The organism is Bacteroides sp. RTP21281st1_H5_RTP21281_210402 (assembly GCF_040918965.1).
GTDB classification, from domain to species: Bacteria; Bacteroidota; Bacteroidia; order Bacteroidales; family Bacteroidaceae; genus Bacteroides; species Bacteroides congonensis.
Genome location: NZ_JBCOWR010000007.1, coordinates 150,349 through 163,587, shown reverse-complemented (window position 1 = coordinate 163,587; position 13,239 = coordinate 150,349). Strand labels below are relative to the sequence as shown.

The following is a 13,239-nucleotide window of genomic DNA, read 5'->3' as shown; positions in this document are numbered from 1 at the left end:
GTATGGTTTTAGAATGTTAAGTTGATTCCGAATGTATAAACTGCCGGTACGGGGTAACTGCCGTTGTCTACTCCGAATGCGGTGGCGGTGCCGCCCAGTTCGGGGGTATAGCCGGTGTTATGCTTCCACGTCTTCAGGTTCTGTATGTTGACATATACTTTGAGGGCTTGCAGGCGGATTTTCGCGAGCAGGCTTTTGTCGAATGCATAGGCAAGCTGCACATTGCGGATGCGGAAGAAACGGCCGCTTTCGATGTAATAATCCGAATTCAGCGTGTTGATGGAATGTTTGGAGTTCAGCAATGGCTGGCTGTCGGAAGTCCCTTCGCCGTGCCAGCGTCCCAAACGTTGCTCCATGTAGTTGAACTGGGCAAAGTTGTAGTTGTCCCACGTGCGGAAAATCTGGTTTCCGCCTTGTCCCATCATGTCGATGTCCAACGACCAGTTGCGGTAGTTCACTCCGAGAGAGAAACCGTAAGTTACTTTCGGGGTCGGGTTACCTATCATGGTTCGGTCTTCCGGGGTAATCTTGCCGTCACCGTTGACATCTGCGAATTTTAAATCACCGGGGGTGACAGTGGCAAGCGTATTCTCCGGGGATGAGTTGATGTCGGCTTGCGACTGGTAGACACCCGCTACCTTATATCCGTAGAAATAGCCGATAGGATAACCTGCCATCGTATAGCTCTGCTGCTTGTCTCCGGCAATGATGGAATATCCTTCCTGGACAAGGCTTTTCACTTCGTTCTTGATAGTGGTCAGGTTGGCGCTGACGCTATATCCCCATTCGCCTATCTGGTCGCGCCAGGTTACTGCCATTTCCACACCTTTGTTCTGAATCTGTCCCAAGTTGCCGATGCCCGGAACTGTTCCGGAGATACCGGGAACCTCTGCCAACAGGTCTTTTGTGTTTTTCTTGTAATAAACACCTTCGAAATGCAGGCGGTTGCGGAGCAGGTTAGTCTCAAATCCGGCTTCCCAGGCTTCTACCTTTTCCCAACGGAGATTCGGGTTGGGCAGATATGCCAGCTGGTATCCCGGATAAATGATGGAAGGCTTGCCGAATACGGCAGAGTAAGCGTTGCTCAACAACGGTTCGGCAGGATAGGCCCTGTCCAGGTTCTGGTTTCCCAGTGTACCGTAAGATGCCTTAATCTTCAACATATCCAGCCACTTGATGTCTTTCATGAATTCTTCTTCGCTTATCAGCCAGCCGCCGCCTAATGAGAAGAAGTTCTGCCATTCGTTGCCCGTATAGGAGAATGCTGAAGAACCGTCGCGGCGGAATGAACCGTTGAAGAGGTATTTGCCTTTATAATTGTAAATGACACGTGCGAGCATGGACAATGTGCTGCGTTCCCACTGCGTACTTCCGTTAGTGGCAGTGGCGGCATCTCCAATGCTGACAAACCACTTGTCGGGGTCGTTCGGTATCATCAGCCCTACTCCCTGCTTGCGTGCTCCGTCCAGCCGGCTCAGTGAGTTATAATAGGTAGTGAAGCCTGCGGTAGCAGTCAGGTTATGATTGCCGTTGTCGAAGCTGTTGGTATATGTCAGTACGTAGTCGCTCTGTACTTTCGTTTCATTTTCCTTGAATTGGCTGACTTCCGTTTTTCCTGTTCCCAAAGTGGCGATGTCACCATTGACGGTAGAGTCGTATACTTTGACAATAGGGGTGTAGGTACGTCCATTGTTGGATGCATAGTCCATGGAGAAGGTAGCTCTGAATTTGAAATGTTTCAGGAAATCCACTTCACCGTAGATATTGCCCGATGCGCGGTAGTTCTCGGCTTTGGTAGTGTTCGCCTTCAAATCTACGTCCACCATCGGGTTGTTGATTTGTGCCTTTTGGAATTCGGGCAGGGCGGTGTATAGTCCATATTCATTATTGTATACGGGAGCGATAGGAGTGGCACGAAGTGCGTTCAATACCTGTTTGGAATCGGCAGGGAGCATACGTGCACTGTTGAACTGGAATCCGACTTTCAGGAAGTCTGTGATTTTATAATCATTGCTGGCATTGATGGTCACCTTGCTGAATTTCTCATGCTCGATGTTGCCTTGCTCGTAAGAGTAGCCTACGCCCAGGTAGAAACTATGTTTGGGCGAAGCTCCCGTGATGCTGATATTGTTGTTGGTGATAAAAGCGTTCTGGAAAATCTCGTCCTGCCAGTTGGTGTTTGCATCCCATCCGGTGTAATCGAACGGAGCATCTCCCTGGTTGGCGAGTTGTTCGCTATACAACTCCTTGAATTGCGAGGCATTCACCATTTTCACCTTATCCACTACTTTCTTGAATCCGAAGGATGTGTTTATGTTCACTAAAGTCTGTCCTTCTTTCGCTTTTTTGGTGGTGATGATGATAACGCCGTTCGCACCGCGTACACCGAAGATGGCGAGGGATGACGGGTCTTTCAGAATCTCCATGGATTCGATGTCTTCGGGGTTGAGGAAGTTGATGTTGTCGTTGAACAGTCCGTCAACGATGTAGAGGGGTTTGTATCCGTTGATGGAGTTTGTACCGCGGATACGGATTTCCGGGTCGGCACCGGCACGTCCCGAGTTTACGATTTGCACGCCTGCCACCTTGCCTTGCAGGGAGGAAAGCGGGTTCATCGCCGGCTTGTTGGCCAGTTCTTCCCCTTTGATGTTGGTGATGGAACCCGTCAAGTCTCTTTTCTTCGCACTACCGTATCCGATAACCACTGTTTCGGCAAGTACTTGCGAATCTTCTTTCAGGGTGACGTTGATAACGGTCTGCGCACCCACTTTGATGCTTTGTGAAGTCATACCTACGTATGAAAATACAAGTACGTCCTCCGGGGTGACGGAGATTGAATACTTACCGTCCATATCTGTAATGGTTCCGGTGGAAGTTCCTTGTACGAGCACCGATGCACCGATTAACGGCTCATTGGCAGCATCCGTCACTGTTCCCGTCACTGTCTTTGCTTGTGCAAAGGCAGATGTGGTGGCAAGCAACAAGCAGGCGAGCGCCACTATGCTCTTAAACCAAGTAGTTTTCTTCTGAATCTGAAGATGTTGTAAAGGTCTAGTCCTCATTGCATTAAATTTTTCCATTTGTTACTATTTAGGTTGAAGTCTTTTTCTGCCGTCTGCCGGCGAAAGTAACAAAGTGAACAAACGAAATGCAAAAAAGATTTTGGAAAAAGAAAGAATGCCTGATTTTAACACAAAAGACAGGACAAACAGGCCCTGTCTTTTGTTTGGTTTTAATTATTCTATGTTTTGTTGTTTAAAACATTTCCTTTGCAGTCGTCATGCAGTGAATGACGTCTTCTTTGTTTCCGCTGAAAGGACCGGATTTCTCAATTTTCAATGTAGACATGGCTGCCGCAAAGCGTCCTGCTTCTTCGATGCTTGCACCTGATACCCGTTGGTACAAGTAGCCGATGGTATAAGTGTCTCCACATCCTGTCGCGTCTACTACTTTTTCGGGTTGGTAAGCCGGGATACGATAAAAATCAGTTCCGTCGAAAATAAGGGAACCCATGCTTCCGAGGGTGACCAGCACTTCTTTTACTCCCCATTCGTATAACCGACGGGCAGCTTCGTGCGGGTCGTCAAGACCTGTCAGCACTTCCATCTCGTGTTCGTTGACTTTCAGAAAGTGGATGTATTGAAGTGCTTCCCGTTTATCTGTCCAGTCTACAGGATACACGTGCGTGTCACGTACTTCGCGAAGGTAACCTTGTGAGTCCACCGCAATTAGTCCTTTTCGGGAAAGTGCTTTGATTACTTCCAATGAGAAATCATCAGCCAGCAAAGAACCGAGATGATAAATCTCCGCATTCACTCCTTCCAGTTCGGTAGCGGTGAACGGGTCAGCTTTGGCTAGTACACGTTGGGTACGGTCGTCAGGGTTGGCACCGTAGATATTTTCGAAATATACTGAATATTTGCTGGGTAGTGCGGTTACATCAATGTCAAGTTCGCGTAGTTGCTCTACCACATTCATTTCGGTAGCACCGACTGCTGTCACCAATGCGTAGTCAATATCATTAAAATGACGGATGGCGTGCGAACAATAAAAGGCAGTTCCGCCTGGCATATAGACCGTGTTTTGCGGGGTAACCACTTTGTCCAGTGTGATGTGACCGATACAGCAAAGTTGATGTTTATTCATATCCAATCAATTAAAAAAGCCTTCAAGACAGTATCTTGAAGGCTTTTAGTTTTATTTTTGTGCGGATGATAGGACTCGAACCTACACGCCTCACGGCACCAGATCCTAAGTCTGGCGCGGCTACCAATTACGCCACATCCGCATGTGTAGCTTTTTGTTTAGCGGTGCAAAGATAGGAAGATTTTCTGATTTGACAAATAATTCGGTAATAAAGTTATTCACTTAATATCTCGAATGCCTTTTCAATCAGAGTATCTTTATGCTTAAGTTGGTCTGATTCAGACATGTTGATGGCAACGTCCGGTGCAATACCTTCTTCCAGCGGTTGTTCGTTTTTGTCGAAGTGCGGGCTGGCAGAGAAACGGATGCTCCATCCGTTCGGCAATTCAGATGAGAAAGGAAGTCCCGAACCGCCACCGGTCCAATCGCCGACCTGGATAATTTCTGTATCTTCTATGCTGCGCATCGCATTAACAAAATCGTTTGTCGCACTATAACAACGGCGGTTGGTTAATATAACGACCTTTTTTTGCCAACGGATACTGCTGGATGGTTCCAGATAAATCGGTTCCTTCTTAGAGAAGTCATTATGTCCCGGTCCGGTTTTGTGCTGAATGTATCCGGTCAGCGTCTTTTGGTTGGTAAACCGGGCGGCGATACGGGTAGAGTTCGTCAGATTTCCACCGCCGTTGTCGCGTACATCAATGATTAATCCATTGCAAGGTGCCAGATAGAGGAGAACCTCGTCCAAGTTGCCGTTTCCGACTCCTGCGCTGAAACTTTCGTAACGGATATATCCTATATTATTATCGAATATCTTATATTTCAAGCCGGAAGCAGTGTAATAACCACTGCTGGCACTACCCAGGTAAGTTTGATAGAGAATATCTTCCCGGTAGTTCCAGTCATAGCCCTGATACCAGTCGTCATAAAAAGAAGTACGTTTGGCGGAGGAAAGATTGACATGTCCGTCTTTCAGGATATACAGCATCTGGCTTAGAATATCGAACAGGTCATCGTTGGACATGGTTGGTATAATCAGCTTTCTGTATTCTTCGTGAACGGCATCCCAGTCAATTCCTTTTGCTTCCAGAAAACAGTACTGTTCGTCAATAATCTTCCATAGTTGTTCGAAGTTGCCTATGGGATCATTGGCATACTCATCCTCTCTGATACAGCCGGTCAATATCGGCAGGCAGCAGAACAGCAAAAGTATTTGTATAATCTTATTTCTCATTCTTGTTATCTCTCACACTTTGAAGTTTCAACATTAAATTTTTTGTTCTCTTAATAAGCTCTTACCGCAGAGGGCAAGACTGATTCTTTTTTATTTCGGATACGGTATAGGTCTTTCACAAATCCTACCATGAATACATGGGAGTAGGTGTGTGTCTTGATATTATTTACTTTGTATTGCTGTAAATCAGCCAGATAGCTGAATCGCATTTTAGTGCATCCTATCGGAAGGTCGACAGTCAGCATCTGCCGGAGCGAAGGCTGATTGTGCAGGGAAGTGAATTTTATCACTCCGCTAGAGTTGCCCAAGGAGAATATCTCATAATAGGATTGTCCGTAGTGCGGTGAGAAAAGCATTCCCATTACAGGCAAATTGACCTGATAGCGCAACACCATCGGATAACGTTTTATTTTCAGATGCCAGATTGCCATTCCCGAAGCATCCAGGTTTACATAAGCTCTTGCGGAAGCAGGATTGTTGGTGTTTCGGAGATTGTAAACAAAGCCACCGTTAGCGTCTATCAATCCACCTGCCAGCAACTTGAAGTTCTCCGTCAGCCGGAACTGGTAGTGAAGACCATAATTCCAATTGACCAGACCTGAGAATGTATTATTGTTGTCGGCACGGTTATGCGTATAACCGATGTCTGCCTGGAAGAAATTCTGCACGGAAATATTCCCGTCGAACAGTTTGGTCATCCGAATCGTTTCGCGGGAAACACGGAAGTCGATTCCTTTGTATTCCTGAGGTGAAAGATAGGTGTCGAATACGTTGGTAAATCCGATACCGTACATGGTGGCACGTGTTACATAGCGATGGGTTTGCAGACTGTCGGTCTGCGCTTGTAATTTGGTGCAGAGGGCGAACAGGATGCATCCTGTCAGCCCCCAGTATATTAGTTTTTTCTTCATCAGAATAACTTCATCTGCCCAGTGATTTCGTCAATAATATCTCCTTCGCTCTTGCCGTTGTCCGGATCCAGATTCTCCGGTTCTTCTTCCGGTTCTTCCTGCGTTTGCTGTTCGGGTTCGGGGAAACGGGTCGGCTCAAGTTCGTTAATCGTCTCAACCGTGTAGGTGGTGATACGTTTGCCTTTTGCCTTGAACCCTTTGACAGCGATAAATTCATCCGCATCAATTTCCAGCGGGTCGCGGAAACTGTCATGTCCCCCGAATACAACTTCCAGGCGTGGGTAGTATTCATCGGTCAGTAAGATGAGACGGTTGTTCTTGTTCTCGCCCAGGTAGTTCTGCTTGCGGTTGGAACCTTCAAAACAGAAACGTTTCAGGTACGGATAATTTTGTTGGTCGGCATCATAAAGAGCGGCAGTCCATATCTTGTTGGGGTCGAACTTCTCAACGATGCTTACATTATCTTCGTAGTGGTTGCTCAGGTCGAAGTTACTGTTGTAGAAATCACCGTTGTTCAGGACTACCAGTATGGTGTCTTCACTCTGGAATTCGCCCAGATATTCACCCCGGCCGTCGTAGTTGAGGCGGAGAATGTCACGGTCGAACCATACTTTACGCCCGCCGAGGGTCGAACCGCCTTTTTGTTTCAGGGTGATTTTGTGTATCGGCAGACGGGTGAGGATGATACCGCGTGCCTGCCGGCCTTTAATACCCACTTCGCTGAAGTCTTGTTCGAAGATGATACGGCGTACGCGTGGGTTGGGTTTTAACGTAACCTTGATGATTTCGGCTTCTCCGTTCGGATTGGCACTGAAATAGGTGATACGTGAATCGGGGGTACCTTGGGTGACGTCATATTCACGGTCGCGGACTACGGAAGTCACGGCAAAGCGTTTGACATAGGTCGTTCCCTCTTTCCCATCGCGGTATGCTACGTTGTAAATCGTCCGTTTGTCGTTCTTCTTGAATACGTTGACGTAAAGAACATTCTTGCCGACAAACTTCTTGTCGGCAACAGGCGTAACGAGGTACTTACCGTCGCGGAAGAAGATGATGACATCATCAATATCCGAACAAGAAGCCACAAATTCGTCCTTCTTCAAGGCTGTTCCGATAAATCCTTCCTCACGGTTGATATAGAGCTTTTCGTTCGCTTCCACTACTTTGGCGGCTTCGATGGTGTCGAAGTTGCGCAGTTCCGTGCGGCGCGGGAAGTTCTTGCCGTATTTGTTCTTCAACATCAGATACCAGTTGACGGTATAATCTACGATATGCGCCAGATGGTCGTCAATTTCGGCGATGTCCTCTTTCATCCGGGCGATGAGTTCGTCCGCCTTGTCCGAGTTGAATTTCAGGATACGTCCCATTTTGATTTCCATCAGTTTGAGAATATCCTCTTTGGTCACTTCACGGATAAACTGCGGATAATAGGGTGTCAGACGTTCGTCGATATGTGCGCAGGCTGCGTCCATATCCTTGGACTGTTCAAATTCTTTGTCCTTATAGATGCGCTCTTCGATAAATATCTTCTCGAGAGAAGAGAAGTGCAGTGCTTCCAGTATTTCACCTTTCTTGATTTCCAGTTCCTGTTTCAGCAAGTCCATCGTGTTGTCTGCCGACTTTTTCAGGACTTTACTGACAGTGAGGAAGTGCGGTTTGCTATCGTCGATAACACAGCAGTTGGGCGAGATGCTCACTTCGCAATCGGTGAAAGCATAGAGGGCGTCTATCGTTTTGTCCGATGACGTGCCGGGTGCCAGATGCACCAATATTTCTACGTTGGCAGCCGTGTTGTCGTCTACCTTACGAATCTTGATTTTTCCTTTGTCGACAGCTTTCAGGATGGAGTCGATGACGGATGAAGTGGTCTTGCCGTAAGGAATCTCCGTGATGGCAAGTGTCTTGTTGTCGAGCTTGTTGATTTTCGCGCGTACTTTCACTGCTCCGCCGCGTTCGCCGTCATTGTATTTGGCTACGTCGATGGATCCGCCCGTCTGGAAGTCGGGATAGAGTTGGAATTCTTCGCCGCGCAGGTAACTGATAGAAGCGTCACAAAGTTCGTTGAAGTTGTGCGGCAGAATCTTGGAAGAAAGTCCTACGGCGATACCTTCCACTCCCTGTGCCAATAATAGCGGGAATTTCACGGGAAGAGTGACCGGTTCCTTGTTTCGTCCGTCATAAGACAGCTTCCATTCGGTAGTCTTGGGATTGAAAACGACATCCAAAGCAAACTTGGAAAGGCGCGCTTCGATATAACGGGGAGCGGCAGCACCGTCTCCGGTAAGGATGTTACCCCAGTTACCCTGGCAGTCGATTAACAAATCTTTCTGTCCGAGCTGCACCAGGGCATCTCCGATGGAAGCGTCACCATGCGGATGGAACTGCATGGTGTGTCCCACAATGTTGGCAACTTTGTTATATCGTCCGTCGTCCAGACGCTTCATGGAATGCAGGATACGTCGCTGAACAGGTTTTAAACCGTCGTTAATATGGGGGACGGCACGCTCAAGAATCACATACGAAGCATAGTCCAGAAACCAGTTCTGGTACATGCCTGTCAGTTGATGTTTTACGTTTTCGTCCCGCGCGTCCGCCGGTTTGTAGTCTGAATGTTCTTCCGGTATCTCGTTAATTTCGTCACTCATATATCAATCTTCGCTTTGCTTTTACAACAAATTTTCTTCCTGAACATCAAAAAAGGGGATGTCCACGCAAAAATACGAAATAAATTCATATGAGGACGAAAAGAACTCACGTTTTTCCATCCGTACGGTGGAAAAGCATATCGAGCTGGCTCTTCGCACGTTTAAGGAACAGTTGGGGGGATTCTTTACGTTGCTGATGGGTGTTCTATTTTAATTGCTCCCATTCCTTTCAACATACTCTGTTGGAGAGCATCCATAAACAGCTTTGAAACAGCTACAAAAATAGGAGTGACTGTTAAAACCGACTAAAGTTGAAACCTCTGAGACCGTAATCTTCTTTTCAATTAATAGGCGTGCAGCCATCTGTAAACGTGACCTACGCATAAATTCGGTAGGGGAGAAGTTGGTCAGTTGTTTGATCTTATAATAGAGATTCGTTTTACTCATTCCGATTTCATTGCAGAACTTCTCAATATTCAACTCTGGATTAGAGATGTTTTCTTCCATGACAGAATAAAGTTTCTGTAAGAAACGGTCATCAGCTGAAGTGATATTGGCTCCTATATCATGGGTATTAAAATTCTTGCTATATAAGTCTTTCAATTTCTCTCTGGAAGTGAGAAGATTCACAATGCGAGCTTTCAGATGCATCATATTAAATGGCTTGGTAATATAATCATCTGCCCCTATTTTCAATCCTTCTTCTACTTGTAGGACAGTTGTTCGTGCAGTGAGCAGGATAACGGGAATATGTCCGGTGCGTAAATCGTTTTTTATGATACGGCATAGTTGGATGCCGTCTGTCCGGGGCATCATAATATCACTTACTATCAAATCCGGCATATAGCCGAATGATTTTATTTTAGCTTCTTCTCCATCTGCAGCTTCTATGATATTATATAGTGTTGCCAAATTTCGTTTCATGTAGTGCCGCAATTCTTTATTGTCCTCTACGATTAATATTGTATGTTTTTTGTTTTTTGTGTGCTCCTCTGTTTCATCAGGTTGTTCGTCGGAATCAAATTCAGTTAGTGATAAATTAGTGTAGCGTGTAATATTTTCACTATCCTTGTAATTCTCAATAATTTCATCAGTCGACAAATGAGCATTCCCTAATGGCAATTCTACAAAGAAAGTACTTCCCTGTTCCAGTACGCTTTCCACATAGATACGTCCCTTGTGCATTTCTACAATTGCTTTTGTCAGGTATAATCCGATACCAGTACCGGGAGTAGACGAATCCGATTCGTTAACCTGATAGAAAGGATCGAAGATGGCGCTTAATTTATCCTCTGGAATACCGATACCTGTATCTTTTATTGTTAATAGGATAGAGCGGCTCCTTTCTTCATTATAAGTTATCCCTATTTCTATCTTCCCGCCATTAGATGTGTTTTTTATGGCATTAGACAATAAATTGAACAGAACTTTTTCCATTAATCCACGGTCATACCATAGATTAACAGGATTGTCTGTCATGTCGTAAGAGATAGTAATTCCTTTCGAATGTGTGAGTTCCTTGAATGCAAGTACAATTTCTTCGATAAATTTTGAAAAATTACCTTCCGCAGCTCTTAAATTCATTTTACCGGCTTCTTTTTTCCTGAAATCCATTAGTTGGTTAATTAGGAACAAGAGGCGTTTGGAATTGCTGTACATCAGTTCCAAAGGCTTTTTGATAGTAGAGGGTAAATCCGGTCGGTTTAATAATTCCTCTAGAGGTGCGATGATTAAAGTTAAAGGAGTACGTAACTCATGGGAAAAATTAGTGAATAAGTTGATACGGTCATTATGTAATTTCTCCGAGTTTTCCTGCTCCATTTGCTTTATATGTACATCATTCGTCAACTTTATTCTTACCTTTAAATAATGCAGGTATGAAACGGTGATGCCCAATAAAATGAGAATGTAGATTCCTATTGCCCACCAGGTTTTCCAGGGTGGTGGCAATACCTCCAACCGGACACAGATTCCTTCTTCATTCCATACATTATCATTGTTGCAGGCTTTTACATGGAATATATATTTGCCCGCAGGTAGGTTGGTATAATGCGCCATAGTCCGGTTGCTGACATGAATCCAGTTTTTATCAAACCCTTCCATATAATATGCGTACTGGTTCTGGTCGGAACGTATGAAATTCAGTGCACGATAGTCGAATGTGATATTTGATTCATTGTAATCCACTACAATTACATCTTCGTGTATGTTTAACTGTTTTAATGGTATCCTTTTATTATTAATTGAGATGTTTTTTATAACAACAGGCGGGATATTGGTATTTGTACTTCGGTGGGAAGGATTAAAAGATACAATGCCGATGTCACCTCCGAAATAACAGGTGGAATCTGTGCGCAAGCAAGAACGTAACGCGAACTCATTGACTTGAAATCCGGTGAAGTTGTTTATATTTTTCTCTTTTGGAGTAATTTTGGCAACTGACGAGAAGGTGGAAGCCCAAATATTCCCATTTGTGTCTCCTGTAATGGCGCAGATTGTATTTGATTTCAGACCATCATCAATCGTATATTGATGTGCGACTTCCTTGTCGCTTGTCAGGCCAATGATACCTTGCCTGGCAGTGGCTACCCAAATTTGGTTGTTAATGTCACGATATAACTGATTGACACAAATATTTAACCCATTTTTGTCTACATGAAGAAAGGAAGAGCAGTCTTGAGTTTGAAAGTTGTAGCGGTAGATTCCATGCGAATTGCTTCCTAATAAGAAATAACCGTCTCCATCCTCTAAGATAGAGCAAATATTGCTGAATGTAATTTCTTTACCAGAAGGTAAATAGAAACTGGTTTGTATATTTCCTTCTGCGGAAATGTAAACCAATCCTCTTGTACCGGAGATTCCTAACAAAATATTGCCTTTGGAGTCAGGATGGACTGTGATAATCGAAGAACCTCCTGGTAACGTGATAGTGCGAAGTGTTTTTTTCTGGTGAATATCAAAAAGAGAGAGTTTGCCGCTATTGGTTCCTATATATAATATGGAACCATTATTGTACAAACAAGTTACGATATTCGAACGGAAGTCGAAATCTCCTTCCTTATTGTTAATATTATAACGTACATATTCTCTTTTCAGAATGTCATAATGAAGTAGGCCTCCTCCTTCAAGTCCTATCCATATTCCGTTGACATCATTTACCAGTGGGCCTACAATACCCAGTAATCTTTTTCCTTCAAATGTAGGGGTGTAAAACTGGAAAAAGTTATTGTTTTGCAGATTGAAGTAATTGACTCCACCGGCCCATGTACCCAACCAAATGGTGTTGTCTTTATCACAATAAGCGGAATGAATGGAAAAGTGGGATAATCCGTTTTGATTATCAGATTTCTGTTGATAGGCAGTGAAGGTTTTCTTTTGAGGATTAAAAATGTTGATTCCGTTGAATGTGCCGACTAGAATATTACCAACATGGTCTTCTGTAATGCATCTGACTGAGTTGTTACTAATGCTATTAAGATTGTGAGCTTGATTAATGTAATGCGCTTTGATTGCTAACTGACGGTCTAATACAAATAAACCATTCTCAGATGTTCCGATATAAATGGAACCATCTGTTCCTTTATATAGTATTTTAATTCCAGAAATAATCTGTTTGTCGGGAAGGGGGAAGAATTCATTTTGTGAGGAGTTGAAAAGCAGCAATTCATTGTCAGTGCCGACCAAATAATTATTATCAGTATCCAAATCAATAATAGTATTGATCCGGAAATTTTTAGTGGTGTCCGGAGAATAATGAATGAAGTTCTGATAGTCGGAATCAAATAAATTAAGTCCGTTGTCTGTGCATATCCATACTTTTCCTTTGGAGTCTACATAAACTCTGCGGATGATACTTGAACTGAGCGAGTGTTCGTCACCTTCTTTAGCATAGAACTGTTCGAACTCTTCTGTTGTCGGAGAATATCGGTTTAATCCGTATAATGTGCCGATCCATAATGCTCCTTCTTTGTCTTTACCTAATGAGATCACATAATTATTGGATAAGGAAAGAGAATCATTAGTCCGGTTCTGAAAGACATCTATTGAATATCCATCATATCGTGCCATGCCATCTCTGGTGGCAAACCATATATATCCCTGATCATCCTGAATGATATCAAGTACACTCATTTGAGGCAGGCCCTGACGAGTGGTCAGAGATTCGAAAGAAACGTTCTCGGCATATACGGCTTTTGTATATACGAAGAATAAAATAACGAGTAAAATATGATAAGCAGATGAATAATGACGCATAAACAATTTGCAATTACCGATACAAATAAAAACAATTATTCTATAA

General features: G+C 44.3%; 7 protein-coding genes and 1 tRNA gene. 1 reads left to right on the top strand and 7 read right to left on the bottom strand.

Annotation, left to right across the window (positions count from 1 at the left end; all coding sequences use genetic code 11):
* Positions 1–8: 8 nt before the first annotated feature.
* The 6 genes from AB5443_RS12350 to AB5443_RS12325 all read right to left on the bottom strand — a co-directional run bounded on the left by AB5443_RS12350 (position 9) and on the right by AB5443_RS12325 (position 8,939).
* A complete protein-coding gene (locus AB5443_RS12350) occupies positions 9–3,080 on the bottom strand; it encodes a SusC/RagA family TonB-linked outer membrane protein (protein ID WP_368113618.1) in 3,072 nt (1,023 codons plus the stop codon).
* 175 nt (positions 3,081–3,255) lie between these two features.
* Positions 3,256–4,146 (bottom strand): PfkB family carbohydrate kinase, encoded by an 891-nt coding sequence (locus tag AB5443_RS12345; protein ID WP_277132714.1) that lies wholly within the window; start codon positions 4,144–4,146, stop codon positions 3,256–3,258.
* A gap of 60 nt (positions 4,147–4,206) precedes the next feature.
* Positions 4,207–4,288: transfer RNA gene (locus tag AB5443_RS12340), tRNA-Leu, on the bottom strand.
* Positions 4,289–4,360: 72 nt separating this feature from the next.
* A complete protein-coding gene (locus tag AB5443_RS12335; RefSeq protein ID WP_368113617.1) occupies positions 4,361–5,383 on the bottom strand; it encodes a S41 family peptidase in 1,023 nt (340 codons plus the stop codon).
* A 50-nt stretch (positions 5,384–5,433) separates the two neighbouring features.
* Positions 5,434–6,294 (bottom strand): DUF3316 domain-containing protein, encoded by an 861-nt coding sequence (locus tag AB5443_RS12330; protein WP_073346779.1) that lies wholly within the window; start codon positions 6,292–6,294, stop codon positions 5,434–5,436.
* The gene (locus tag AB5443_RS12325; RefSeq protein ID WP_195406790.1) at positions 6,294–8,939 is read right to left on the bottom strand and encodes a DNA gyrase/topoisomerase IV subunit A; all 2,646 of its coding nucleotides are present in this window, start codon (positions 8,937–8,939) and stop codon (positions 6,294–6,296) included. The genes AB5443_RS12330 and AB5443_RS12325 overlap by 1 nt, the downstream gene beginning before the upstream one ends.
* A gap of 58 nt (positions 8,940–8,997) precedes the next feature.
* On the opposite strand from AB5443_RS12325, the gene AB5443_RS12320 reads away from it, so the two are divergent.
* Positions 8,998–9,153 (top strand): hypothetical protein, encoded by a 156-nt coding sequence (locus AB5443_RS12320; RefSeq protein ID WP_022138370.1) that lies wholly within the window; start codon positions 8,998–9,000, stop codon positions 9,151–9,153.
* On the opposite strand, the gene AB5443_RS12315 is transcribed toward AB5443_RS12320, so the two are convergent.
* The gene (locus tag AB5443_RS12315; RefSeq protein WP_368113616.1) at positions 9,150–13,193 is read right to left on the bottom strand and encodes a two-component regulator propeller domain-containing protein; all 4,044 of its coding nucleotides are present in this window, start codon (positions 13,191–13,193) and stop codon (positions 9,150–9,152) included. The genes AB5443_RS12320 and AB5443_RS12315 overlap by 4 nt on opposite strands.
* Positions 13,194–13,239: the final 46 nt, after the last annotated feature.